The organism is Pseudomonas sp. GM30 (assembly GCF_000282275.2).
Lineage (GTDB): Bacteria > Pseudomonadota > Gammaproteobacteria > Pseudomonadales > Pseudomonadaceae > Aquipseudomonas.
This window is the reverse complement of the sequence record NZ_AKJP02000014.1, coordinates 1-25,284: the sequence shown is the minus strand read 5'-3', so window position 1 is coordinate 25,284 and position 25,284 is coordinate 1. Positions and strand designations below refer to the sequence as shown.

The following is a 25,284-nucleotide window of genomic DNA, read 5'->3' as shown; positions in this document are numbered from 1 at the left end:
GACGGTCTCAGTTCACAGCGGACGTCGCTTCGACATGACGCGGTAAGGTCACCCGGATACGGGTGCCGCGCTGGCTTTGAACATCAGCCGGGCTGTCGATGGTGATTTGTCCATAATGCTCTTCAACGATGGAATAGACCAGTGCAAGGCCCAGACCGGTACCTTCGCCAGGGTCCTTGGTGGTGAAGAAAGGTTCGAACAATCGGTCCATGATGTTCTGCGGAATACCACTGCCTTCGTCTTCGACGATCAGATCGACCGTGTGTTCGCCGGCTTCACTCTTGACCCGCACCGCACTGCCCGCAGGCGAGGCATCACGGGCGTTGGAGAGCAGATTGATCAACACCTGGGCGAGCCGCTGCGGATCGCCTTCGACCCAGTGATCCGGATCGCACAGGTTGTAGAACTGCACTTCGAAATTGCGCCGGTTCAGCGCCAGCAGGCCGATGGCGTCCTGCGCCACTTCCGCCAGACAAACCGGTTCGTCGCTGTGCTGATGGCTGCCGGCGTGGGCGAAGCTCATCAGCGACTGCACGATGCGTGACACTCGCTTGGTCTGTTCGAGAATCTGCCCGCTGATTTCCGTCAGTTCACCGTCTTCTTCGCGCTCTTCGCGCAGGTTCTGCGCCAGACAGGCGATGCCGGTGATCGGATTGCCGATTTCATGGGCTACGCCTGCCGCGAGACGGCCGATGCTCGCCAGGCGTTCGGAATGCACCAGTTTGTCTTCGAGCATCTGCGTTTCGGTCAGGTCTTCCACTAGCAGCACCAGGCCGCTGTTGCCCGGTGCCAACGGTTCGTCGATCGCTGCTTTGTGCAGATTGAGCCAGCGGGTCTGGCCGTCGAGGGCCAGGTGCTGTTTGTGCAAGTGTTCGTCGGGCAGGTTGATGAAGCCTTGCAGCAATTGCTTCCACGGATTGGCGATGGTGCTCAGGCGCGAACCCACCACCCGTTGCGCGGCGATGCCGGTGAGTTCTTCCATGGCCTTGTTCCACATCAGAATCTCCTGGTCCTTGGCCAGCGAGCAGACGCCCATCGGCAATTCCTGCAAGGTCTGGCGGTGGTAGCGGCGCAGGGCATCGAGTTCGGCGGCCAGCCCGGTGAGGCGCGAGTGGTAATCCTCGAGACGGCTTTCGATGAAGTGGATGTCTTCGGTGACGTAGTTTTCGCCACCGGCCTTGTACGGCAGGAAGGTTTCGACCATGTCCTGCGCCACGCTCGGGCCCATCAGGCCGGAGAGGTTGGCTTCAATGCGATCGCGTAGACGACGCAATGCATAAGGACGGCGTTCGTCGAACGGCAGATAGAGATCGCGCAGCGCCTGCTCGACTTCTTTCTGTGCCGCCTTGGCGCCCAGCGGTTTGGCCAGTTGCGTGGCGAACTCCTGGGGCGAGGCCGCATGCAGTTCACGGCGTTGCGGGCGACGCACGTTATCCACCGCGCAGGCTTCGGCGGCGCTGGCTTCTTCAGGGCTGGCGTTGGTGAACAGCGAGATCAGGGTGAACATCAATACGTTGGCCGCCAGCGAGGCGATGGCCGCCATGTGCCAACTGGTGTCGTCCAGCACGTAAATCATGTTCAACAGGGGAATGTAGAAACCCTGCAGGTTGCCGACCAGCGGCAACAGCATGGTCACCACCCAAACCAGAATCCCCGCCAGCAAGCCGGCGATAAACCCGCGACGGTTGGCGGTCGGCCAGTACAGCACCGAGAGCACGCCGGGCAGGAATTGCAGGGTGGCGACGAAGGCGACGATGCCGAGGTTGGCCAGATCCTGTCCGGCGCCGAGCATCAGGTAAAAGCAGAAACCGGCCATGATGATCGCGACGATCAGCGCCCGGCGGGTCCACTTCAGCCAGCGATAGATGTTGCCTTCAGCCGGTGGCTGATAGAGCGGCAGCACCAAGTGGTTCAGCGCCATGCCCGACAGTGCCAGGGTGGTGACGATGATCAGGCCACTGGCCGCCGATAATCCACCGACGTACGCCAGCAAGGCCAGCGGTTTGCTGTTGGCAGCGATGCCGATGCCGAGGGTGAAATATTCCGGGTCAGTGGTGGCGCCGAGCTTCAGGCCGGCCCAGAGAATCAGCGGCACCGCCAGGCTCATCAGCAGCAGGAACAGCGGCAGGCCCCAACTGGCGCTGACCAGCGAGCGCGGATTGAGGTTTTCGGTGAAGGTCATGTGATACATGTGCGGCATCACGATCGCCGAGGCGAAGAACACCAGCAACAGCGTGCGCCACGGGCCTTCCTGCAGCGGCGTATGCAGCGCGGCGAGGGCGGTCTGGTTCTGCAGTAGCCATAACTCCAGCTGTTGCGGGCCGTCGAACACGCCGTACAGCGCATAGAGGCCGACGCCGCCGAGGGCGATCAACTTGATCACCGACTCGAAGGCAATCGCGAACACCAGCCCTTCGTGTTTCTCGCGGGTGGCGATATGTCGGGAACCGAAGAAAATCGTGAACAGGATGATCAATGCGCAGAACGCCAGCGCGACGCGGCTCTGGATCGGCTCGCCGGTGAGGATGCCGATGGAGTCGGCCACCGCCTGAATCTGCAACGCCAGCAGCGGCAGTACGCCGATCAGCATGAAGATCGTGGTCAGCGCGCCGGCCCAGGTGCTGCGAAAGCGGAAAGCGAACAGGTCCGCCAGCGACGACAGTTGATAAGTGCGAGTGATTTTCAGGATCGGGTACAGCAGCACCGGCGCCAGCAAAAACGCTCCAGACACCCCGAGATAACTGGACAGAAACCCGTAGCCGTACTGATAGGCCAGGCCCACCGTGCCATAAAACGCCCAGGCACTGGCGTAGACCCCCAGCGACAGGGTGTAGGTCAGCGGGTGGCGAATGATCGCCCGCGGGATCATGCCCCGTTCGCTGATCCAGGCGACGCCGAACAGCACCGCCAGGTACGCGGCGCTGATCAGGATCATCTGGGTCAGGCTAAAGCTCATCGGCATCTTTTTGGCTCTGCAGGATGAAGGTCACGACAATCAGGATCAACCAGAGCAGATACGGCCGATACCAGGCGCCCGTGGCGTCGATCCACCAATCCATGATGGCTGGCGAAAACAGATAGATTCCCACGACCAGAAGCAGGACCAAGCGATAGATGTACATCCCGGCCTCTCTTTTTTATGCGCGTGCCCGAAAACGTGCGGCGATGGTAACGGATGGGCGCGCCACTGCAAGTGCCGTCATTGCAGTTGCGCTTCGGGCAGGCTCAGTGTGCGCGGGATCTTTGTCGCATCCCAGTGGGCTGCGCCCCATTTGAGCAATTCCTGCGGTGAAGCGTGGGCCAGTTGGGCGCCGGGGTTTTGGCCCAGTGAACGCAGGGCTCGCAACAGCAGCGGCGTGGCCTGGTCGGCCTCAAGCGGTGGCGAGCGGTAGGATTTGCCGAGTTTGTTGCCGTCCGGTTGCGTGATCAGCGGCAGGTGCAGGTAGCGCGGCTGACGCAAGCCCAACAATTCCTGCAGGTAGAGCTGGCGCGGGGTGGAGTCGAGCAAGTCGGCGCCGCGCACGATGTCAGTGATGCCTTGCCAGGCGTCATCCAGTACCACGGCCAGTTGATAGGCGTAGAGGCCGTCGCGGCGGCGAATCACGAAATCGCCGACATCACGCCCCAGGTGCTGGCGAAATTCGCCTTGCACCCGGTCGATGAAGTGGTATTCCAGTTCCGGCACGCGCAGGCGGATCGCCGCGCCTTGCTGTTCATGCCCGGCATTGCGGCACAGCCCCGGATATATCCCGTGATACGGCTCCAGCTGCTTGCGCGAACAGGTGCACGCATAAGCGAGGCCGTGATTGAACAGACTGTTGAGGACTTCGGCGTAGGCAGCGTGCCGGTCACTCTGGCGCACCATCTCGCCGTCCCATTCGAAACCGTAGCTTTCCAGCGCCTTGAGAATCGCCGCCTGTGCGCCGGGTTCTTCCCGAGGCGGATCGAGGTCTTCCATGCGCACCAGCCAGCGTCCGCCGACCGCGCGCGCGTCGAGGTAAGAGGCGAGCGCGGCGACCAGCGAACCGAAGTGCAGGTGGCCACTGGGAGTGGGGGCGAAGCGGCCGATGTAGGCGGGGGCAGTTTTGGCAGTCATGGGTCAAACTACTTTTCAGGGCGTGCGCAGGTCAACTTGTAGGAGTGAGCCTGCTCGCGATGGGGGTGAGTCAGTCATCATTGATATTGAATATCAAACCGCTATCGCGAGCAGGCTCACTCCTACACAAAAGCAAAAGGCAGAAACAAAAACGGAGCGTTCGCACGCTCCGTTTTTCGTTCAGGTCGAGATTACTTGCCGACCTGCTTTTCCTTGATTTCCGCCAGGGTCTTGCAGTCGATGCACAGATCGGCGGTAGGACGGGCCTCGAGGCGCTTGACGCCGATCTCGATGCCGCAGGACTCGCACCAGCCGTACTCTTCGTCCTGGATCAGTTCGAGGGTCTTGTCGATCTTCTTGATCAACTTGCGCTCGCGGTCGCGGGCGCGCAGCTCGAGGGCGAATTCTTCTTCCTGGCTGGCACGGTCGGCCGGATCAGGGAAGTTGGCCGCTTCGTCTTTCATGTGATCAACAGTACGGTCGACTTCCTGCATCAAGTCCTGTTTCCACTTGTTCAGGATCTTGGTGAAGTGCGCGCGCATGGGGGCGCCCATGTACTCTTCGCCGGCCTTCGGAACATAAGGTTCGAAGCCGCTGATCGTCGCTTGCTGCTGTTGCTTTGCTTGGGTGGGCATGAAATGGACCGCCTCTACTCTTGTAATCCATTGCGCAGGATTGCTCCATCACCGACACCTGCCGGCCCTGCGGCTGCAAGCGGGCGAACTTACCAGATCAATTCGGCCCGCGCTACTCCCGGATGTCGAGGCCCCGGCGGGTGGCGCTTGCAGATGTTTGGCAAGCCGTGTCTGGCGCTGATGAAAGCCTGTACAATCACTGATTTTAGTCAATCCTGGAGCGTACGCTCATATCGTTACAGTCCAGCGTTCTTGAGGCTGTGACCGCGACGGGTTCTCGCTCGTTCCGGCAGATGGGTAGAATCGTCTCTTTTTCCCCGTCGAAGGAAAACCAATGGCTCAGCCTTACAGTGCGCGCAGTCGTGCGATCGAACCGTTCCATGTGATGGCGCTGCTGGCGCGGGCCAACGAACTGCAGGCCGAAGGCCACGACGTGATCCACCTGGAAATCGGCGAGCCGGACTTCACCACGGCCGAGCCGATCATCCGGGCCGGGCAAGCGGCGCTGACGGCGGGCAAGACCCGCTACACCGCGGCGCGCGGTATTCCTGAACTGCGCGAGGCGATTTCCGGGTTCTATCAGGCGCGTTATGGCCTGAACATCGATCCGCGACGGATCCTGATCACGCCGGGTGGCTCCGGCGCGCTGTTGCTGGCCAGTGCCTTGCTGGTCGATCCGGGTAAGCACTGGCTGCTGGCCGACCCGGGTTACCCGTGCAACCGGCACTTCCTGCGTCTGGTCGAAGGCGCGGCGCAACTGGTGCCGGTCGGGCCGGAGGTGCGTTATCAACTGACCCCGGATCTGGTGGCGCGTCACTGGGATCACGATAGCGTGGGAGCGTTGGTGGCGTCGCCGGCCAACCCGACCGGCACCATCCTGACCCGTGACGAAATGGCCGGGTTATCCACCGCGATCAAGGCGCGCCACGGGCATCTGGTGGTGGACGAGATCTACCACGGCCTGACTTACGGCACCGATGCCGCCAGCGTGCTGGAAGTCGATGACAGCGCTTTTGTCCTCAACAGTTTCTCCAAGTATTTCGGCATGACCGGTTGGCGCCTCGGCTGGCTGGTGGCGCCGGATGCGGCGGTCAGTGAGCTGGAAAAGCTTGCGCAGAACCTCTATATCAGCGCCCCGAGCATGGCGCAGTACGCCGCATTGGCCTGTTTCGAGCCGGACACCATCAGCATTCTCGAAGAGCGCCGCGCCGAATTTGGCCGCCGTCGCGACTTCCTCCTGCCGGCGTTGCGCGAGTTGGGTTTCAACATCGCCGTCGAGCCGGAAGGGGCGTTCTATTTGTACGCCGATATCAGCCAGTTCGGCGGTGATGCCTTCGCGTTCTGCCGACATTTCCTCGAAACCGAGCACGTAGCCTTCACCCCGGGTCTGGATTTCGGCCGTTATCAGGCCAGCCACCATGTGCGTTTTGCCTACACGCAAAACCTCCCTCGCTTACAGGAAGCGGTGGAGCGTATCGCTCGCGGCCTGAAGAGCTGGCAAGGCTGATGCGCTTTTATCCGGCTCTGGAAGAGGCGCGGCTGATCCGTCGCTACAAACGTTTTTTGGCAGATGTTGAAACGGTCAACGGCGAGTTGTTGACCCTACACTGTCCGAACACCGGTTCGATGCTCAACTGTCAGGTTGAAGGCGGGCAAGTGTGGTTCAGTCGCTCAAACGACCCGAAGCGCAAACTGCCCGGCACTTGGGAAATCGGGGAAACGCCGCAGGGTCGACTGTTCTGCGTGAACACCGGCCGCGCCAACGCCCTCGTTGAAGAGGCGCTGCAGGCCGGTGTCATCAGCGAGTTGAACGGCTTCACGGCGCTTAAACGCGAAGTGGCATACGGTCAGGAAAAAAGCCGTATCGATTTCCGCCTTGAATACCCGAGCGGGCCGGCTTATGTGGAAGTGAAGAGTGTCACTTTGGGGTTCGACGGGACGAACGTCGCGGCGTTTCCCGACGCGGTCACCCAGCGTGGCGCCAAGCATCTGCGGGAGCTGGCACACCTCGCCCGTGACGGTATTCGTGCGGTGCAGCTGTATTGCGTCAATCTCAGCGGGATCGAGGCGGTGCGTCCGGCCGAGGAAATCGATTCGGCCTACGCGGATGCCCTGCACGAAGCGGTGGCGTGCGGGGTCGAGGTGTTGGCCTACGGCGTGCGTTTGAACCACGAAGAGATGGTGATCGACCGGCGGCTGGACGTTTTGCTCAACGGTTAAACATCTATCCACAGCCCCTGTGCGTCTTCGCGGCAGGGAATGGCGGTCAGGGATTGCCCGGCGCAGGGCCCGGCGACGCATTCGCCGTCCTCGATCAGAAACAGTGCGCCGTGGGTGGCGCACTGGATCAGGCTGTTGCTCGGGTCTAGAAACTGGTCGGGGTGCCATTCCAGGCTGACGCCACGATGCGGGCAACGGTTGAGATAAACATAGGCCTGGCCATTGCGGCGCACGGCAAACAGTTTGTTGCCGTCAATGTCGAATCCACGGCTGCTGGCCTCAGTGAGATCGGTGCCGGCGCATAAAAACTTCATGGCTATCCTCAAGTGTCGGCTCGTTTCAGGAAATGTCCGAGCTTGACGTTTAAATGCAAACAATTATCAAATGGCCGCCTTCGCCCACTGTGCGCAACCGCCGCCAAGGATACTTGGCCTGCCGGTTCGCTGCCTGGGAAACCTGTTCAAGGAAAGCTGCGTATGCGCCTGAGTACCCGCGTTGTTGTGCTGTGTGTCGGACTGCTTGCGAGCCTGCAAGCGGTAGCGGCTGATTTGCCACAACGTTGGGTCAGTGCCGGTGGCGCGCTATCGGAGTGGGTGAGCGCGTTGGGCGGCGAATCCAAACTGGTGGGCGTCGACACCACCAGCCAGCATCCGCAATCGCTGAAGAAGCTGCCCAGCATCGGCTATCAACGCAGCCTTTCGGCGGAAGGCATTCTCAGTCTGCGCCCGGATATCCTCATCGGCAGCGAGGAAATGGGCCCGCCGCCGGTCATCGCCCAGGTGAAGAGCGCGAAGGTGCGGGTCGAACTGTTCTCGGCACAGTCGGATCTGCCGACCCTGGAAAAAAACGTCACGCATCTGGGGCAGTTGCTGGGCGCGCAAGCGCAGGCGGCGCAGTTGCTGGAAAGTTATCAACAGCAGCTCACCGCGCAGAAAGCCCGAGTCGTCGAGTTGCAGACCAAACAAAAGGCGCCCGGTGTGCTGGTGCTGATCGGGCATGCTGGCGGCAAGCCGTTGATTGCCGGCAAGGACACCGCCGCCGACTGGTTGCTGCAACAGGCCGGCGGGCAAAACCTGGCGACGCACACCGGCTACAAGCCGTTTTCCGTGGAGTCGCTGGCGGGGCTGGATCCTGAAGTGCTGGTATTTGCTGATCGAGCGTTGACCGGCGAGGCGGCGAAAGCTGCGCTGTTCAAGGAAAACCCGATTCTCCAATCCAGCCGCGCGGCCAAGTCCGGCCGAGTGCTGGAGCTGGATCCGACGCTGCTGGTCGGTGGACTCGGGCCGCGCCTGCCGGTGGCAATGAAAAGTTTGTCCGACGGTTTCTACCCGACTACGAGCAGCCAATGACCACGCTGGTCAAACCACGAAGCCTGTTTATCGGCCTGACGCTCCTGTGTTTGCTGGCCATCTGGCTTTCGTTGGCGCTGGGGCCGGTGAGTCTGCCGCTGTTCGATACGTTGCGCGCGGCTCTGCGCATGCTCGGCGTGCCGCTGGCGCCGGATGGTCTGGAGCAGGCTGAACTGATCCTCGGGCAGATTCGCTTGCCGCGCACCTTGCTCGGTCTGGCCGTGGGCGGCGTGCTGGCGTTGTCCGGTGTGGCGATGCAGGGCTTGTTTCGCAACCCGCTGGCCGATCCCGGGCTGGTCGGGGTGTCCAGCGGTGCGGCACTTGGCGCAGCGATTGCGATTGTCGGCGGTTCGTTTTTTGGCGGTTTGCCAGAGTGGTTCGGGCCGTATCTGTTGTCGGCGTGCGCATTTCTCGGTGGGCTGGGGGTGACGGCGCTGGTCTATCGACTCGGGCGACGCAACGGCCAGACCAATGTCGCGACCATGCTGCTGGCAGGGATTGCCCTGACGGCGCTGGCCAGCTCGGCAGTCGGGTTGTTCACCTATCTGGCAGATGACGCGACTTTGCGCACGCTGACGTTCTGGAATCTGGGCAGCCTCAATGGTGCCAGTTACGCGCGTTTGTGGCCGTTGCTGATTATCAGCACTGGCGTTGCGCTGTGGTTACCGAGACGCGCCAAGGCACTAAATGCGTTGTTGCTCGGGGAGTCCGAAGCCGGGCACCTGGGGATCGATGTCGAGCGGCTCAAGCGCGAATTGGTGTTTTGCACTGCGCTGGGCGTCGGTGCGGCCGTGGCGGCGGCGGGTATGATCGGTTTCGTCGGGCTGGTGGTGCCGCATCTGGTGCGTTTATTGGCCGGGCCTGATCACCGGGTGTTGCTGCCAGCGTCGGTACTGGCGGGTGCCAGTCTGTTATTGCTGGCGGATCTGGTGGCGCGGCTGGCGCTGGCGCCGGCAGAGTTGCCGATTGGCATTGTCACTGCATTTATCGGCGCGCCGTTCTTCCTTTATCTGCTGCTGCGAGGACGTGCCTGATGTTGCGTGCGCACAATCTGCAGATCCGTCGCGGGCGCAAGACCGTCCTCAGCGACGTCACGTTGCAACTTGAACCCGGCGAGGTGCTGGGTGTACTCGGGCCGAACGGTGCCGGCAAAAGTACCTTGCTCGGGGCCTTGTGCGGTGAGCTGGCGGCCAGTGAAGGCGAGGTGTTGCTCGACGACAAGGCGCTGAATCACTGGACAGGTACGCAGCGCGCTCAGCGTCTGGCGGTGTTGCCGCAGGTCTCGACGCTGGATTTTGCCTTTCGTGTCGAAGAAGTGGTCGGCATGGGCCGGTTGCCGTATCAGAGCGGCCGCGTGCGCGATGACGAGATCGTCGCTGCGGCGCTGGACGCGGCGGATGCCGGGCACCTGGGCGGGCGCAGTTATCTGGCGCTGTCGGGTGGCGAGCGTCAGCGCGTGCATCTGGCGCGGGTGCTGGCGCAGTTGTGGCCGGGGCAGGCCGGGCAAACCCTGTTGCTGGACGAGCCGACCTCGATGCTCGATCCGCTGCATCAACATACGACGCTGCAAGCGGTGCGCGAATTTGCCGACCGTGGCGCGGCAGTGCTGGTCATCCTGCATGATCTGAATCTGGCGGCGCGCTATTGTGATCGGGTGTTGCTGCTCGAAGGCGGGCGTCCGGTGGCGCTGGATACCCCGCAGCAAGTATTGCGACCGGATACGCTCAAAGCCGTTTTCGGTCTCGAAGTACTGGTGCAGCCGCACCCGGAGCGCGGGCATCCGCTGATCATCGCCCGCTGATTTCGTCATCGAGGTGAAAGCATGCGTGGGATTTTGCTGTTTGCGGTGTTGTTGCTTGGCGGTTGCCAACATGTCACTCCGCCACCGGTCACTGGCGAGATTCGCGACTTGCGCAGCGGAACACTGATTACCCCGCACGAATTGCTGACGCGTCTGGGCAAGCCGGCACGGGTGATCGTCGGTGAGCAACATGACAACGCCGATCATCATGCCGTGCAATTGTGGCTGTTGCAGACGCTGGGCGAAGAGCGTCCCCAAGGCAGTCTCCTGCTTGAAATGCTGACACCCGATCAACAATCGCGGGTTGATGACGTACACCATTCCCAAAAGCCTCCTGTTGATCTTCCGGTCGAGCTGGCGTGGCAGGACGGTTGGGACTGGAAACTCTACGGGCCGATTGTGCGGTTTGCTTTCACGCAACCGTATCCACTGTTGGCGGCCAATCTCGATAACATTGAAATTCGTGCGTTCTATCGCGACCCTCCGGTATTGAAGGGGGATCGCAGCAACGCCGAGTCGGTGAAAAACGAGCTGGCCGGGCAGATCAACGATTCTCACTGCGGCTTGCTGCCCCAATCGCAAATGCCGGCGATGCTGGCGGTGCAGCAGCAACGGGATCGGCGGATGGCTGCACGATTGATGGCGGCGCCTGCGCCGGCGTTGTTGTTCGCTGGTGCGTTCCATGCGCGCAAGGATGTTGGTGTGCCGCTGCATGTGATGGATCTGGGCGCGCCCGAAGCGCCGACGGTGCTGATGCTGGCGGAGCAGGGCAGCGAGGTCACGGCGGCCATGGCCGATTATGTCTGGTTCACGCCGGCCACACGGAAACCGGATTACTGCGCCGAGATGCGCAAACAGTTCGGCCAATGACTTTTCCACAGGCAAAAAAAGACCCGGTAAAAAACCGGGTCAAATAACCGTGATTAGCCTGATGAGGAGATAATCTGAGAGTCCGAACCAAGGGCTTTTCAGAATATCGACTGATCTCGCGATCAGTTGTGATAATCATAGCGATTCTCATTAGCGAGTCAACCACTGTTTTTCCATTCGCCTGATTTAGTCGGGTAAATGGCCGGAATGCCCCGGAAAAATGGGGCTTAACGCGCAGCTTTCACAGCGCTGAGTTGCGTGATCTTTTGATTGAGCTGGCCGATGCGCCGGGCCATGCTCTCAATCAGGCTGTGGGCAATCTTTGGATTGTTGCGGGTCATGTTCAGAAACTGCTCGCCGGGAATCAGCATCACCGTGCTCGGCTCGCGCGCGATGACCGTAGCGTTACGCGGCTCACCTGTGAACACGGCCATGGCGCCGAAAATCTCGTCCTTGGGCACTTCGCCAACCTTGTGTCCATCAACAAAGGCTTCGGCATGTCCATCGATGATCACGAAGACGTGATCGGCGGCATCGCCCTGCTGGATCAACACCTCACCGCTCTCGACGCGTTTAAAGCCATTGGTGCTGCGAAACTCCCGTGGCTTCAGTTCGGCCACCGCGTGGGCCAGCAGCGCCATTTGCCCCAGCAGATACTCAAGCCATTGCTCGGCGCGGTCAGGCTCGGCATACAAATGCTGGAACAGCTCGGTTCGCCGATAGGGCAGCAAGCGCACTGGCCCGTCGTTGTGCAGTTGGCAATCGGCCCAGGCGTCACCTTGCAGCAGACCGATCAGATCGCCCTCCTGCCAGTAAAACAGCGCACGACCGCCGATATGGCCGTGGATCACGCCCTCTGTCAGCAGAAACAGCTGATCGTGTGGGAGCTGTACCATCAGGTCGTCAGAGATTTCTGGCTCAAAGGCTGGCCCGCACGGCGCAAGGCCTTCCAGCCAGCGCTCAGGCAAACTCTGCAAGCGATTGATCAGTGCATCGACCTGTGCCGTTTGTTCCCCGAGCAGATACATGGCAGTCAGCGCCCGTTCAGTTCTTGTGACGCGAGGAGATGGCTTCGAGCTGCTTGTTCAAGGCGTCTTTGCGTTCGGCCGGGATGTCGTTCCAGTGCACATCCATCAGCGCCCCCTCGATCGCATACAACAACACCTTCGATGCGCGAAACCCGCGGGTACGCACCGCCCGATAGGCGTCCACCGCCCCCAGGCGACGCAAGTCCGAGGCGCTGTGGATACCCACGGCATGCAGCCATTGCGCCGACGTCTTGCCAAGATTCTTCAGGTGTTGCAGTTCATCATTCATCAAGCCTCCTTGCGACGGCCGAATGGTGCGTGGGCGATCTTCTCAGGAGTGTAGCCATCAGTAGGAAAAGCGTGGTTGTTTGGTCGGATTAGACGCAAACGCTTCTAAGAAAGGGGCTGCGAGCGCAGAAAGGAGGGAAGAAACGCTGAAACAATGTGGGAGCGAGCTTGCTCCCACAGGGGAAAGGCGTCGGGTCAGAGAAAGATAAAAAGTATCAGCGAGTGCGATAGCGCAGGCGGGTGCCAAAATTCATCGACATCAGGATCTCGTCGGCACTCAGTTCCGGCGGGAAGTACGCTCCGGAAATCTGTGCATGCGCCAGGCTTGCGCCTTCGAGCGATGAATTACGGAAATCGATGCCACGCAAATCGGCAGAGCGGAAGTAGGCGTCCCGGAAATCCACGCCATCGGCGTTCAGTTCACGCAAGTCGAGACCACGGAAGTCGCCACCGACCATGTCGATCGGGCCGTCGTTCGGGCGTTCCTTGTTGAAGCCTGCGATGTCGTCTTTGTGCAGCAAGGCATAAAGAGGGGTGTCGAGAAGTTTCGGCTGGCTCATGTCACATCACCTGTTGGTTTTATGACGCCAGTATAGTGCCACTATTTGACGGCCGTGAAGCCAGCGAGGGCTTCACGGCCGAAATAGTTTCTTACAGGCCTGGCAGGCGCTGACGGATCTGTGCGACTACGGTGTCGAGGGTCCCGCTTTCATTGGTCTGCACGCGTTTGCTGCGCAGAATCTCTTCTGGCGTCAGTGCTTCGCGGCTGGCCTGCTGGGCCTCGATGACCGCCAGCGTGGCGTCGGAAGGATCCTTCTTGTCAGCCTGACGAATCGCTAGCCAGCTTTCGATCACGGCTTGCGGTGCGTTGCAGTCGAGGATCAGGAACGGCGTGCCGGTGGCTTCGGCCACTTGAGCGGCGTTGTCGCGCTGATCGCGCTTGAGGTAAGTCGCATCGATCACTACCGGGAAACCGGCGTGCAGGATCACGCCGGCAATCTCATGCAGACGGGCATAGGTGGCAGCGCTGGCGTCGGCGCTGTAAATCCCGGCCTGCACGTCGTTGGCTACGGTCTGCTCACCGAACAGGCGCTTGCGCTCGACATCGGAACGTAGGCGAATCGCGCCCAGCGCCTCGACCAGACGCATGGCCACGTGGCTCTTGCCGACAGCCGATACGCCGTGGGTGATGGCCATGAAGCGCGAAGGAATGGTGCTGTAGCTTTCCGCCAGGTTGGCGTAGTTGCGGTACTGGCGCAGGGTGGTGGCGCGCTGCACCGGGGTGGCGTCCGCCGGCATGCTGAACAGTGCAACTTTGGCGCGAACCAGGGCGCGGTAGGCTTTGTAGAAATTCAGCACTTCCAGGCCTTGATAGTCGCCGGTCAGTTCCAGGTATTGACTGATGAAACGACGGGCCAGGGATTTCAGGCCGCGGTCTTCCAGGTCCATCGCCAGGAAACCGGTGTCGGCCCAGACGTCAGTGAAGCGGAATGGTTCGTTGAACTCGATGCAGTCGAAGATCACCACTTTGCCGTCGATGACGGTGGCGTTGCCCAGGTGGATGTCGCCGTGGCATTCGCGGGTGAAACCCTCGGCCTTGCGCTGGGCGAACAGTGGCTTGAGACGATCGTAGCTGCTCTCGGCCCAGGCTTTCAGTGCCTCGAGTTGCAGCAGGTCGTTTTTGTCGCTAAGGAACGGCAGAATCTGTTCGAAGTTCTGGCGCACCGGGGCCATCACGCTGTCCGGGGTACCGGCCTCGTGTTCGGCCGGGACTTTTGGCGCACTGAGGTGGAATCTGGCGATCTGCTCGGCCATTTCATCAATGTGCTGGGTGGTCAGCTCACCGTTGGCCTGCAGGGTGCTGAGCAGGCCGGTCTGCGGGAATTGACGCATTTTCAGCACATAGTCGATCACCGGGCCGTCGCCGCCCAGTTGTGGCGCCTCGACGCTGCCGGTCACCGGCAACACGTCCAGATACAAATCGTCGGTCAGACGCTGGTTCAGGCGCAGCTCTTCAGCACAGAAATGTGCGCGGGATTCGAGGCCCGTGAAGTCGAGAAAGCCGAAATTCACCGGCTTCTTCACTTTATAGGCAAACGGGCCGGTGAGGATCACCCACGAGATATGGGTTTCGATGACCTGGAACCCTTCGACGGGGTGCGGGTAGAGGGCCGGGTTTTGCAGGGCAGCGATCAGGGACTGGCTCACGGGCGATCCTTCAGAGACTGGGAAATTCGAGGTCGTCATTATGGCCGCTCGCCAGCCTGACGCAAACCTCGGAGCGCTCCTGTTGAGTATGAATAAAGTGCGTATAATCCGCCGCCATGACTCGAACTCGATCCCCCCGTACCAAGAAAAAACCAGTCTCCAAGGGCCTCAGCCCATGGTTGAGCTGGGCCATTAAACTCAGCCTGGTCGGCCTTGTGGTGTTGGCCGGCTTCGCTGTTTACCTCGATGCCGTGGTGCAGGAGAAGTTCTCCGGCAAGCGCTGGACCATCCCGGCCAAGGTATACGCGCGCCCGCTGGAGCTGTTCGTCGGACAAAAGCTGAGCAAGGACGATTTCCTCACCGAACTCGATGCCTTGGGCTATCGCCGTGAAGCCGTGAGCAATGGCCCCGGTGCCGCCGCCGTCAACGGCAATACCGTCGATCTGAATACTCGCGGCTTCCAGTTCTATGAAGGCCTGGAGAAACCGCAGCCGGTGCGCGTGCGTTTTTCTGGCGACTATGTGGCCGAACTCTCCGGGCTCAACGGCGGGAAGTTGTCCGTGGTGCGCCTCGAGCCGCTGATGATCGGCGGCATTTACCCGAAAAATCTTGAAGACCGCATCCTGATCAAGCTCGATCAGGTGCCACCGTATCTGCTCGACACCCTGGTCGCGGTTGAAGACCGCGACTATTACAGCCACTGGGGCGTGTCGCCGAAATCGATTGCCCGGGCGATCTGGGTCAACACCTCTGGCGGCAAGATGACCCAGGGCGGCAGTACGCTGACCCAGCAGTTGGTGAAGAACTTCTACCTCACCAACGAACGCAGCCTGAGTCGCAAGCTCACCGAAGCGATGATGGCGATGTTGCTGGAGTTGCATTACGACAAGAAGGAAATCCTTGAGGCCTACCTCAACGAAGTCTTCGTCGGGCAGGACGGCCAGCGTGCGGTGCACGGTTTCGGTCTGGCCAGCCAGTTCTTCTTCGGCCAGCCATTGTCCGAGCTGAAACTGCATCAGGTTGCGTTGCTGGTCGGCATGGTCAAAGGTCCGTCCTACTACAACCCGCGCCGCAATCCCGAGCGTGCGCTGGAGCGGCGTAACCTGGTGCTCGACGTGCTTGAACAGCAAGGCGTGGCAACTGCCGAACAGGTCGAAGCGGCGAAGAAAATGCCCCTGGGTGTAACCACGCGCGGCAAGCTCGCCGACAGCTCGTTCCCGGGCTTCATCGATCTGGTCAAACGCCAGTTGCGTGAAGACTATCGCGACGAAGACTTGACCGAAGAAGGCCTGCGCATCTTCACCAGTTTCGACCCGATTCTGCAGATGAAAGCCGAGGCGTCGGTCAACGACACCTTTAAACGCCTGGCTGGACGCAAGGGCTCCGATGATGTGGAAGCGGCGATGGTCGTGACCAATCCGGAAACCGGCGAAGTGCAGGCGATGATCGGTAGCCGTCAGGCCAGTTACGCCGGTTTCAACCGGGCGCTGGACGCCGTGCGGCCGATCGGTTCCCTGGTCAAGCCAGCGGTGTATCTGACTGCGCTGGAAAAACCGAGCCATTACACACTGACCAGTTGGCTGTCGGATGATCCGCTGTCGATCAAGGGCGCGGACGGCCAGGTGTGGAAGCCGCAGAACTACGACCGTCGCTCCCATGGCACAGTGTTCCTTTATCAAGGACTGGCGCATTCGTACAACCTGTCGACCTCGCGTCTGGGGCTGGAAGTCGGTGTGCCGAATGTGCTCAAGACCCTTGCGCGTCTGGGCGTGACCCGAGAATTCCCGGCGTTCCCGTCGATGTTGCTGGGTGCTGGTGGCATGACCCCGATCGAAGTGGCAACTATGTATCAGACCCTTGCCAACGGTGGTTTCAATACGCCGATGCGCGGGATTCGCAGTGTGCTGACCGCCGAGGGCGAACCGCTCAAGCGTTATCCGTTCCAGATCGAGCAGCGATTTGATCCGGCGTCCATCTACCTGATCCAGAACGCCATGCAGCGGGTGATGCGTGAAGGTACCGGCAGCTCGGTTTACAACGTGCTGCCCAAGACCCTGACGCTGGCCGGCAAGACCGGTACCAGTAACGATTCGCGTGACAGCTGGTTCGCCGGTTTCAGTCAGGACCTGCTGGCGGTGGTCTGGCTGGGTCGTGACGACAACGGCAAGACCCCGTTCACCGGGGCGACCGGTGCGCTGCAGGTCTGGACCAGTTTCATGCGCAAGGCCGATCCGCTGCCGCTGGACATGCCGCAGCCGGACAACATCGTGCAGGCGTGGGTCGATTCGCGTACCGGGCAAGGCTCCGATGCCAACTGTCCGGGGGCGGTGCAGATGCCGTATATTCGCGGCAGCGAACCGCCACCCGGCGCCGCGTGTGCAAGCGAAACGCCTGCCTCGCCGGAGTCGGTGATGGATTGGGTCAAGGGCTGGATGAATTAAGCAAAGAGGGTTTCAAGTGAACAAGTGGTTGATTCCAGCGGTGACTGCCGTGGCTTTGCTCAGTGGCTGCTCTACCGTACAGCGTGGTTCGATCCCGGTGGTGGACTCCGGCACGGCCGTGTCCAATAGCGAACGTCTGTCGGCCAACGGCGGTTTCCGCAAGACGACAGTCAAACGCCCAGTCCAGGGCCAGGCGCAGTCCCAGGCCATCCCGCAAGGCGATACCGGTGTGGTGGTGATGGTGCCGGGTGGTGGCGCCACAACATCGGCGCCGATCAGCTCCTCGCCGATCGTTCCTGGTCCGGCCTCCGGCGGGATTACGGCGGGTCCGTACAATCCTTCGCCGGTCGAGTCGGCACCGGTCAACACCGGCAGCTACAGCATGCCTTCGACGCCAAGCGGGATTCCTTCGGCCAGCAATGGCGGTGGTCTGTCGGCGGATGAGCAACTGGATGGCCCGGTGCTCGCCTTGCTGACCACCGCGCAACAGCAACAGGCCGGTGGCGACCTCAATGGCGCGTCCTCCAGCCTGGAGCGCGCGCAGCGCGTAGCCCCGCGTGAGCCGCAAGTGCTTTATCGTCTGGCGCAAGTGCGCATGGCGCAAGGTGATGCACCGCAGGCCGAGCAGTTCGCCCGTCGTGCGCTGACCATGGCCAACGGCCGCCCGGATTTGCAGGCCAACCTGTGGGAAATCATCGCGCAGTCCCGTGAGAAGCAGGGCGATTCCGCCGGCGCCGCTTTAGCTCGTCAGAAGGCCAAGGTTTCGCTGTGATGGATTCCCGTTTCCCGAAAATCGCCGATCAGTTGCTGCTGATCGAGCGTGAATTGCGCACGCAGGGCTGGTGGGATGAAGTTCAGCCGTCGGCCGAGGCCTTGAGCAGTGTCGAACCGTTTTCGGTCGACACGCTGGATTTCGAGCAGTGGCTGCAATGGATCTTCCTGCCACGGATGAAGATGATCCTCGAGCAGGACTTGCCGCTGCCCAATGCTTCGGGCATTCAGGAAATGGCCGAAATGGTCTTCGCCCAGCGCAATCTGCAAGGCAAGGATCGACAGTTGCAGGTACTGCTCAAAGAGTTCGACCTGCTGATCACCGCTTCCCGCTAGCGCCGATCTCCCTGTAGGAGCTGCCGCAGGCTGCGATCTTTTGATCTTGCTTTCAAAGATCAAAAGATCGTCCGATCGCGGCCCGAGCCTGCGGCAGCTCCTACAGGTGCTTATTCGCAGTTCTGCGCAATCTGCTTCTGTGCTTCGACAATGCGCTCCTGACGCTGCGCATCATCCAGTCGCCGCAATTGCCCATCCACTTCCTCCCTCAACCGCGGATTGTTCTGCAACTGCGCCAGATTCGTTCGTGCCTGTTCGCAAAACGCCTTGAGCTGCGACTGCTGTTCGGCTACCTGTTTCTTGACCTTGTCGTCGATGGCTTTCTGATCGCCCAGCGCGCCGCTGCCAGGCATGGCTGCAGGTTTCGGTGGGGGTGAGGAGGGTGTCTGCACGGTCGTTGCGGGCAAACCTCGCGGTGGCTGCGCATCGAAGTGAGTGACGCCCTGGGCATCGACCCATTTGTAGATCTGACCGGCCATGCACCATGGACTGAGGCCGATCAGCAGAGTTAACAGAAGCGTTCGCATGCTGATTCCTTGGCAAAATTGCGCAATTGACGCTAACAGAGTAGCTGTTTTCAGGTTTTTTCTTGCGTTCTCATGTGCTTACCCACAATTAAGCACATTGACGGCTTGACTTGGAGAGGGCGAAACAGAAGAATCCAAAGTCCGCTGTAGAGGGACTGCCAGAAGCAGACCCACTCGGTAGATCATGAGGCGCATATCCGCGTCGACCTGTTACACCCGCAACGCGTTACCTCGCGCTGGGTGGGAAAGGCCCGCAACACTTGGGACGATCCCAATACTTGCTCAGTCAGTGCTGACGTAGTCGGCGACCACCGTCGCTCATGCTCTGCCGAGAAGTAAACCTATTAAGACCCGCCCCTTTTTTTGTGGACGGTATTCTGGCGTTTTAGAGGTGAACAACGTGGAGCTTTTATCTGGCGGTGAGATGCTCGTCCGCTTCTTGCGTGACGAAGGCGTCAAATATATCTACGGGTACCCGGGTGGTGCTCTCCTTCATGTTTACGATGCCCTGTTCAAAGAACCGGAAGTGACTCACATCCTGGTTCGTCACGAACAAGCGGCAACCCATATGGCTGACGGCTACGCCCGTGCCACCGGTAAAGCCGGCGTGGTATTGGTGACTTCCGGTCCTGGCGCCACAAACGCCATCACCGGTATCGCCACCGCCTATATGGATTCGATTCCAATGGTGATCATTTCCGGTCAGGTGCCAAGCACCATGGTCGGCACCGACGCGTTCCAGGAAACCGACATGATCGGTATCTCCCGGCCGATCGTGAAGCACAGCTTCATGATCAAGCACGCCTCGGAAATCCCGGAAGTCATGAAGAAGGCTTTCTACCTGGCGCAATCCGGTCGTCCGGGTCCGGTCGTGGTCGATATCCCGAAAGACATGACCAACCCGGCCGAGAAGTTCGAATACGTTTTCCCGAAAAAAGCCAAGCTGCGTTCCTACAGCCCGGCCGTTCGCGGTCACTCCGGGCAGATCCGCAAGGCGGCAGAAATGCTCCTGGCGGCCAAGCGCCCTGTGCTCTATTCCGGTGGTGGGGTGATTCTGGGCAACGGTTCCGCACCGCTGACCGAACTGGCGAAAATGCTCAACCTGCCAGTGACCAACACCTTGATGGGCCTGGGCGGTTTCCCTGGCACCGACCGGCAGTTCATCGGCATGCTGGGTATGCACGGCAGCTACACCGCCAACCTGGCGATGCACCATGCTGACGTGATTCTGGCTGTCGGTGCGCGTTTCGATGACCGTGTGATCAACGGCGCGGCGAAGTTCTGCCCGAACGCCAAGATCATCCACATCGACATCGACCCGGCTTCGATCTCCAAGACCATCAAGGCCGACGTGCCAATCGTTGGTCCGGTGGAGAGCGTCCTGACCGAAATGGTCGCGATCCTCAAGGAAATCGGCGAGACCCCGAACAAGGAGTCCGTTGCCAGCTGGTGGAAGCAAGTCGATGAATGGCGCGGTGATCGCGGCCTGTTCCCTTATGAAAAGGGCGACGGCAGCCTGATCAAGCCGCAGACCGTGATCGAGACCCTGTGCGAAGTGACCAAGGGCGATGCCTTCATCACCTCCGACGTGGGCCAGCACCAGATGTTCGCGGCGCAGTACTACACGTTCAACAAGCCGAACCGCTGGATCAACTCCGGTGGTCTGGGCACCATGGGCTTCGGTTTCCCGGCGGCCATGGGCATCAAGTTGAGCTTCCCGGATGACGACGTTGCCTGCGTCACCGGCGAAGGCAGCATCCAGATGAACATCCAGGAGCTGTCGACCTGCCTGCAATATGGCTTGCCAGTGAAAATCGTCATCCTCAACAACGGTGTACTGGGGATGGTGCGTCAGTGGCAGGACATGAGCTACGGCAGCCGTCACTCGCACTCGTATATGGAGTCGCTGCCTGACTTCGTCAAACTGGCTGAAGCCTACGGTCACGTCGGCGTGCGCATCACCGATTCGAAAGATTTGAAGTCGAAGATGGAAGAAGCGTTCGCCATGAAAGATCGTCTGGTGGTGATCGATATTTCGGTCGATACCAGCGAGCACGTCTATCCGATGCAGATCAAAGACGGCTCCATGCGCGATATGTGGCTGAGCAAGACGGAGCGTACTTAATCATGCGGCACATTATTTCCCTGCTTCTGGAAAACGAACCCGGCGCTTTGTCTCGCGTAGTCGGCCTGTTCTCGCAGCGCAACTACAACATTGAAAGCCTGACCGTGGCGCCAACCGAAGACCCGACACTGTCGCGTCTGACGCTGACCACCGTGGGCCACGATGAAATCATCGAGCAGATCACCAAAAACCTGAACAAGCTGATCGAAGTGGTCAAGCTGGTGGACCTGTCGGAAAGCGCTCACATCGAGCGCGAGCTGATGCTGGTCAAGGTCAAGGCCACTGGCGCCCAGCGCGCCGAGATCAAACGCACCACCGATATTTACCGTGGACAGATCGTCGATGTCAGTGCCAGCGTGTATACCGTTCAACTGACCGGTACCAGCGACAAGCTCGACAGCTTCATTCAGTCCATCGGCACCGCATCGATTCTGGAAACCGTCCGTAGCGGCGTGACCGGGATTGCCCGCGGCGACAAAGTACTCAGCATCTAAACCAAATTAGCGAATGGCCTGAACGGCCTGGATATATAGGGGAAATTCATGAAAGTTTTCTACGATAAAGACTGCGACCTGTCGATCATCCAGGGCAAGAAAGTTGCCATCATCGGTTACGGTTCCCAGGGCCACGCCCAGGCGTGCAACCTGAAAGACTCCGGTGTCGACGTTACCGTCGGTCTGCGTAAAGGTTCGGCTACCGTTGCCAAAGCCGAAGCCCACGGCCTGAAGGTGACCGACGTGGCCGCGGCTGTTGCCGGCGCCGACCTGGTCATGATCCTGACCCCGGACGAATTCCAGTCCCAGCTGTACAAGAACGAAATCGAGCCGAACATCAAGAAAGGCGCCACCCTGGCCTTCTCCCACGGCTTCGCGATCCACTACAACCAGGTTGTTCCGCGTGCCGACCTCGACGTGATCATGATCGCGCCGAAAGCTCCGGGCCACACCGTGCGTTCCGAGTTCGTGAAGGGCGGCGGTATTCCTGACCTGATCGCGATCTACCAGGACGCCTCGGGCAACGCCAAAAACGTTGCGCTGTCCTACGCAGCTGGTGTCGGTGGCGGTCGTACCGGCATCATCGAAACCACCTTCAAGGACGAGACCGAAACCGACCTGTTCGGCGAGCAAGCCGTACTGTGCGGCGGTACCGTCGAACTGGTCAAAGCCGGTTTCGAAACCCTGGTTGAAGCTGGCTACGCGCCGGAAATGGCCTACTTCGAGTGCCTGCACGAACTGAAACTGATCGTTGACCTCATGTACGAAGGCGGTATCGCCAACATGAACTACTCGATCTCCAACAACGCTGAATACGGCGAGTACGTGACCGGTCCGGAAGTGATCAACGCCGAATCCCGTCAGGCCATGCGCAATGCCCTGAAACGCATTCAGGACGGCGAATATGCCAAAATGTTCATCAGCGAAGGCGCAACCGGCTACCCTTCGATGACCGCCAAGCGTCGTAACAACGCCGCTCACGGTATCGAAATCATCGGCGAGCAACTGCGCTCCATGATGCCGTGGATCGGTGCCAACAAGATCGTCGACAAAGCCAAAAACTAAGTCGTCATCCTTGTACGAAAAACGCGGCCTCGGCCGCGTTTTTTCGTTTGAAACCGATGGTTCTGGTATAAAGCTGCATCGTTTGTGGCCGAACCGTCGTCACAGGCACCTGTCGAATTTTTTCCAAACCGTTGCAAGGTAATGTCCATGAGCGAACGTCCCGAAGAGCCGAACCAGGCTTCTGACGCCGAAAGCCTGCTGCCCATCGATGAACATGTCGAGGAAGGGCACGACGCAGAAGGTCGTAAAGTCCGGCATCGTGGTATCTATCTGCTGCCGAATCTGTTCACCACTGCGAACCTGTTTGCAGGGTTTTATTCCATCATCAACTCGATGAGCGCCCAGGCTGCGTTGAGCGCTGGTGACTCTGCGAATGCGAGCAAGTATTTCGCCTTCGCCGCGATCGCGATCTTCGTAGCCATGGTGCTCGACGGTCTCGATGGCCGTGTTGCACGCATGACCAATACGCAAAGTGCCTTTGGCGCCGAGTATGACTCGCTATCCGACATGGTCGCTTTCGGTGTCGCACCGGCGCTGCTGGCCTTTGGCTGGGCATTGGGCGACATGGGCAAGGTCGGCTGGATGGTTGCCTTCATCTATGTAGCCGGCGCGGCATTGCGTCTGGCGCGTTTCAATACTCAGGTCGGTACGGCTGACAAGCGCTACTTCATCGGTCTGGCCAGCCCGGCAGCTGCCGGCGTGGTCGCGGGTATCGTCTGGGCCTTCAGCGATTACGGCATTCAGGGTTCGAAGATGTCGTTCCTGGTCGCGCTGATGGTGGCGGCTGCCGGCATGCTGATGGTCAGCAACATCAAGTACAACAGCTTCAAGGAGCTGGATTTGAAGGGTCGTGTGCCTTTCGTGGCGATCCTCGCCGTGGTTCTGGTGTTCGCCGTAGTGTTCAGTGATCCACCGCGCATTCTGCTGCTGGTGTTCCTTGCCTATGCAGCTTCTGGCCCGGTGCAGTACCTGTTGCATCTTCGTCGGCGCAAAAACGTCGAGTGATGTAATTTCCCGCATACTCCGCAGTCTATGGGTGCATCTGTCCTCCAAAGCTGCGGAGTTGCCATGCTGATCAAAATCCCCAAAGCGTCCGACTGCCATGAGTCGGACGTCACGCCTGAATCCATCTATCTCTCCCGTCGCCAATTGCTCGGAGCTACCGCGGCCGGTATCGCCGTGAGCAGCCTGCCGCGTTGGGCCAGCGCCGAAAACGCGGTGCGTTATGCCGATGTCGAGCCAAGCAAGGCGCCTGCCTGGTTTGCCGAGAAACTCCCTTCTATCAAGTGGGGCGCAGTCAACGTCAAGGATGAGGCGATTACGCCTTATAAAGACGCGACTCATTACAACAACTTCTATGAGTTCGGCACCGACAAGGGCGATCCGGCGGCCAATGCCGGTTCGCTGAAAACCGAGCCGTGGAGCGTTGTCGTCGATGGGGAAGTGGGCAAGCCCGGGCGTTACGCGCTGGAAGACTTCATGAAACCGTACCAATTGGAGGAGCGTATCTATCGCCTTCGCTGTGTTGAGGCGTGGTCGATGGTCATCCCGTGGATCGGTTTTCCGATTTCTGCGCTACTCAAGCAGGTCGAACCGACTTCTAAGGCCAAATACATTCGCTTCGAAACGCTGCAGGATCCCAAGACCATGTCAGGCCAGCGTTCGGGGTTCGCCCTGATCGATTGGCCTTATGTAGAAGGCTTGCGTCTGGATGAGGCGATGAACCCGTTGGCGATTATGGCGGTTGGTATGTATGGACGCGAATTGCCGAATCAGAACGGTGCGCCGCTGCGCCTGGTGGTGCCGTGGAAGTATGGCTTCAAAAGTGTGAAGTCCATTGTGCGGATCAGTCTGGTCAGTGAGCAGCCCAAGACCACTTGGCAGAGCATCGCGGCAGATGAATACGGGTTTTATGCCAATGTGAATCCGACGGTCGATCATCCGCGCTGGACTCAGGCGCGGGAACGGCGTCTGCCGAACAGCCTGTTCAAGCCGAATGTGCGTGATACGCAGATGTTCAACGGCTACGCGGATGAAGTTGCTTCCTTATATACAGGGCTCGATCTGCGGAAGAACTATTGATGCGATATCCGTTCTGGCGTGTAGGCGTTTTCATTGCAGCAGCGATCTGGCCATTGCTTTGGTTTTATCAGGCGTTTGCCGATTTGCTCGGCCCGGATCCGGGCAAGGTGCTGGTTGATCGGTGGGGGCTGGGGACGCTGGTATTGCTGTTGATCACATTGAGCATGACGCCGTTGCAGAAATTGACGGGGTGGGCGGGGTGGATTGCTGTGCGCCGTCAGTTGGGACTCTGGTGTTTTGCTTATGTGGTTCTGCACCTGTTCAGCTATATGGCGTTCATCCTTGGTTTCGACTGGTCGCAGTTGGGTATGGAATTGCGTAAGCGGCCATACATTATTGTCGGTACGCTGGGCTTTCTCGGTCTGTTGGCGTTGGCAGTAACGTCCAATCGCTACAGTCAGCGCCGTTTGGGTGTGCGCTGGAAGAAACTGCATCGGTTGGTGTACGTGATTCTGGGGTTGGGATTGCTGCATATGCTGTGGATCGTGCGTGCTGATCTCAAGGAGTGGGCGATCTACGCCTTTATAGGTGCAGTGCTGTTGCTGCTGCGTGTGCCTGCCGTCGCGCGTCGCATCCCGCGTTTGCTGACTAAAAAGCAGGTTTTGCAATAAAACTGAAATTAACGGTTGACGGCAGATTCAGGAAGTCTATAATTCGCCCCACTTCCGGCGCAGTCGAAACGGAAAACTCCTTGAGATTCAATGAGTTACGCAGTTTTCGACAGCGGCTTGCTTCAGTTCATCGAAGCCTGGAAGGAGTTGAAAGGGCAGAGATGTTTGGCTCTTTTGACGGTTCGATCTTCTCGGTCGAAAGCGGAGAAAAAGAGGTGTTGACAGCAGCGTGTAACGCTGTAGAATTCGCCTCCCGCTAACGAGAGATCGGAAGCGCAAGTGGTTGAAGTTGTTGAAGAAATCTTCAAAAAACTTCTGAAAATAATCACTTGACAGT

At 59.8% G+C, this 25,284-nt stretch carries 26 protein-coding genes; 15 read left to right on the top strand and 11 right to left on the bottom strand.

Annotated features, from left to right (window positions below):
* Nucleotides 1-7 precede the first annotated feature (7 nt).
* The 4 genes from PMI25_RS11245 to dksA form a co-directional block, all read right to left on the bottom strand.
* Nucleotides 8-2,962, bottom strand: coding sequence for a sensor histidine kinase (locus PMI25_RS11245; RefSeq protein WP_007963899.1), 2,955 nt, complete (start codon nt 2,960-2,962; stop codon nt 8-10).
* Nucleotides 2,946-3,122 carry a hypothetical protein gene (locus PMI25_RS28785; protein ID WP_003176118.1) on the bottom strand — a complete coding sequence of 59 codons (177 nt, stop codon included), beginning with the start codon at nt 3,120-3,122 and terminating at the stop codon, nt 2,946-2,948. Before PMI25_RS28785 ends, PMI25_RS11245 begins: the two co-directional genes overlap by 17 nt.
* A 77-nt stretch (nt 3,123-3,199) precedes the next feature.
* Nucleotides 3,200-4,096, bottom strand: coding sequence for a tRNA glutamyl-Q(34) synthetase GluQRS (gluQRS, locus tag PMI25_RS11235; RefSeq protein ID WP_007963901.1), 897 nt, complete (start codon nt 4,094-4,096; stop codon nt 3,200-3,202).
* Between the two features lie 191 nt (nt 4,097-4,287).
* Nucleotides 4,288-4,731 (bottom strand): RNA polymerase-binding protein DksA, encoded by a 444-nt coding sequence (gene dksA / locus PMI25_RS11230; RefSeq protein WP_003228250.1) that lies wholly within the window; start codon nt 4,729-4,731, stop codon nt 4,288-4,290.
* Nucleotides 4,732-5,065: 334 nt separating this feature from the next.
* On the opposite strand from dksA, the gene PMI25_RS11225 reads away from it, so the two are divergent.
* Nucleotides 5,066-6,238, top strand: coding sequence for a pyridoxal phosphate-dependent aminotransferase (locus PMI25_RS11225; RefSeq protein WP_007963902.1), 1,173 nt, complete (start codon nt 5,066-5,068; stop codon nt 6,236-6,238).
* Complete coding sequence (sfsA, locus tag PMI25_RS11220; RefSeq protein ID WP_007963903.1) at nt 6,238-6,951, top strand: DNA/RNA nuclease SfsA; 714 nt, start codon at nt 6,238-6,240, stop codon at nt 6,949-6,951. The genes PMI25_RS11225 and sfsA overlap by 1 nt, the downstream gene beginning before the upstream one ends.
* Here sfsA and PMI25_RS11215 read toward each other — a convergent pair.
* Nucleotides 6,948-7,265, bottom strand: coding sequence for a Rieske (2Fe-2S) protein (locus tag PMI25_RS11215; RefSeq protein WP_007963904.1), 318 nt, complete (start codon nt 7,263-7,265; stop codon nt 6,948-6,950). The genes sfsA and PMI25_RS11215 overlap by 4 nt on opposite strands.
* 162 nt (nt 7,266-7,427) lie before the next feature.
* Between PMI25_RS11215 and PMI25_RS11210 the strand changes: the two genes are divergently transcribed.
* The 4 genes from PMI25_RS11210 to PMI25_RS11195 are packed head-to-tail and all read left to right on the top strand — an operon-like array spanning nt 7,428 to nt 10,971.
* A complete protein-coding gene (locus PMI25_RS11210; protein ID WP_007963905.1) occupies nt 7,428-8,300 on the top strand; it encodes a heme/hemin ABC transporter substrate-binding protein in 873 nt (290 codons plus the stop codon).
* Nucleotides 8,301-8,350: 50 nt separating this feature from the next.
* Nucleotides 8,351-9,334, top strand: coding sequence for a FecCD family ABC transporter permease (locus tag PMI25_RS11205; protein WP_177325717.1), 984 nt, complete (start codon nt 8,351-8,353; stop codon nt 9,332-9,334).
* On the top strand, nt 9,334-10,101 hold the full coding sequence (locus PMI25_RS11200) for a heme ABC transporter ATP-binding protein (protein WP_007963911.1): 768 nt from the start codon (nt 9,334-9,336) through the stop codon (nt 10,099-10,101). The genes PMI25_RS11205 and PMI25_RS11200 overlap by 1 nt, the downstream gene beginning before the upstream one ends.
* 21 nt (nt 10,102-10,122) lie before the next feature.
* Nucleotides 10,123-10,971: a ChaN family lipoprotein gene (locus tag PMI25_RS11195; RefSeq protein WP_007963912.1), complete on the top strand. Its 849-nt coding sequence runs from the start codon at nt 10,123-10,125 to the stop codon at nt 10,969-10,971.
* Between the two features lie 227 nt (nt 10,972-11,198).
* On the opposite strand, the gene PMI25_RS11190 is transcribed toward PMI25_RS11195, so the two are convergent.
* The 4 genes from PMI25_RS11190 to PMI25_RS11175 all read right to left on the bottom strand — a co-directional run bounded on the left by PMI25_RS11190 (nt 11,199) and on the right by PMI25_RS11175 (nt 14,495).
* Nucleotides 11,199-11,999, bottom strand: a complete 801-nt coding sequence (locus PMI25_RS11190; protein WP_007963913.1) for a Crp/Fnr family transcriptional regulator — start codon at nt 11,997-11,999, stop codon at nt 11,199-11,201.
* A 16-nt stretch (nt 12,000-12,015) separates the two neighbouring features.
* Complete coding sequence (locus tag PMI25_RS11185; protein ID WP_003228231.1) at nt 12,016-12,288, bottom strand: TfoX/Sxy family protein; 273 nt, start codon at nt 12,286-12,288, stop codon at nt 12,016-12,018.
* Between the two features lie 214 nt (nt 12,289-12,502).
* On the bottom strand, nt 12,503-12,847 hold the full coding sequence (locus PMI25_RS11180) for a pentapeptide repeat-containing protein (RefSeq protein WP_007963914.1): 345 nt from the start codon (nt 12,845-12,847) through the stop codon (nt 12,503-12,505).
* Nucleotides 12,848-12,938: 91 nt separating this feature from the next.
* Entirely contained in the window at nt 12,939-14,495 is a 1,557-nt protein-coding gene (locus tag PMI25_RS11175; RefSeq protein ID WP_007963916.1) for a bifunctional aminoglycoside phosphotransferase/ATP-binding protein, read from the bottom strand.
* Nucleotides 14,496-14,611: 116 nt separating this feature from the next.
* On the opposite strand from PMI25_RS11175, the gene mrcB reads away from it, so the two are divergent.
* The 3 genes from mrcB to PMI25_RS11160 are packed head-to-tail and all read left to right on the top strand — an operon-like array spanning nt 14,612 to nt 18,043.
* Nucleotides 14,612-16,936 (top strand): penicillin-binding protein 1B, encoded by a 2,325-nt coding sequence (gene mrcB / locus PMI25_RS11170; RefSeq protein WP_007963918.1) that lies wholly within the window; start codon nt 14,612-14,614, stop codon nt 16,934-16,936.
* Between the two features lie 16 nt (nt 16,937-16,952).
* Nucleotides 16,953-17,708, top strand: a complete 756-nt coding sequence (locus tag PMI25_RS11165; RefSeq protein ID WP_007963920.1) for a tetratricopeptide repeat protein — start codon at nt 16,953-16,955, stop codon at nt 17,706-17,708.
* Nucleotides 17,708-18,043 carry a YqcC family protein gene (locus PMI25_RS11160; protein ID WP_007963922.1) on the top strand — a complete coding sequence of 112 codons (336 nt, stop codon included), beginning with the start codon at nt 17,708-17,710 and terminating at the stop codon, nt 18,041-18,043. Before PMI25_RS11165 ends, PMI25_RS11160 begins: the two co-directional genes overlap by 1 nt.
* 110 nt (nt 18,044-18,153) lie before the next feature.
* Here the strand turns inward: PMI25_RS11160 and PMI25_RS11155 are convergent, their stop codons facing one another.
* Nucleotides 18,154-18,570 carry a DUF4124 domain-containing protein gene (locus PMI25_RS11155; protein ID WP_007963924.1) on the bottom strand — a complete coding sequence of 139 codons (417 nt, stop codon included), beginning with the start codon at nt 18,568-18,570 and terminating at the stop codon, nt 18,154-18,156.
* Between the two features lie 400 nt (nt 18,571-18,970).
* Here PMI25_RS11155 and PMI25_RS11150 point away from each other — a divergent pair, with 400 nt between their 5' ends.
* The 6 genes from PMI25_RS11150 (at nt 18,971) to msrQ (ending at nt 24,947) form a co-directional block, all read left to right on the top strand.
* Complete coding sequence (locus PMI25_RS11150; protein WP_007963927.1) at nt 18,971-20,695, top strand: acetolactate synthase 3 large subunit; 1,725 nt, start codon at nt 18,971-18,973, stop codon at nt 20,693-20,695.
* A 2-nt stretch (nt 20,696-20,697) separates the two neighbouring features.
* Nucleotides 20,698-21,189: an acetolactate synthase small subunit gene (gene ilvN, locus PMI25_RS11145; protein WP_003205610.1), complete on the top strand. Its 492-nt coding sequence runs from the start codon at nt 20,698-20,700 to the stop codon at nt 21,187-21,189.
* Between the two features lie 48 nt (nt 21,190-21,237).
* The gene (gene ilvC, locus PMI25_RS11140; protein WP_007959661.1) at nt 21,238-22,254 is read left to right on the top strand and encodes a ketol-acid reductoisomerase; all 1,017 of its coding nucleotides are present in this window, start codon (nt 21,238-21,240) and stop codon (nt 22,252-22,254) included.
* 147 nt (nt 22,255-22,401) lie between these two features.
* Nucleotides 22,402-23,259, top strand: a complete 858-nt coding sequence (gene pssA / locus PMI25_RS11135; RefSeq protein ID WP_007963928.1) for a CDP-diacylglycerol--serine O-phosphatidyltransferase — start codon at nt 22,402-22,404, stop codon at nt 23,257-23,259.
* 63 nt (nt 23,260-23,322) lie between these two features.
* Complete coding sequence (msrP, locus tag PMI25_RS11130; RefSeq protein ID WP_007963929.1) at nt 23,323-24,336, top strand: protein-methionine-sulfoxide reductase catalytic subunit MsrP; 1,014 nt, start codon at nt 23,323-23,325, stop codon at nt 24,334-24,336.
* Complete coding sequence (msrQ, locus tag PMI25_RS11125) at nt 24,336-24,947, top strand: protein-methionine-sulfoxide reductase heme-binding subunit MsrQ (protein WP_007963931.1); 612 nt, start codon at nt 24,336-24,338, stop codon at nt 24,945-24,947. The genes msrP and msrQ overlap by 1 nt, the downstream gene beginning before the upstream one ends.
* 87 nt (nt 24,948-25,034) lie before the next feature.
* Here the strand turns inward: msrQ and PMI25_RS29650 are convergent.
* Nucleotides 25,035-25,284, bottom strand: a 250-nt coding sequence (locus tag PMI25_RS29650; RefSeq protein ID WP_238547079.1) for a hypothetical protein, incomplete at its 5' end; no start/stop codon positions are given.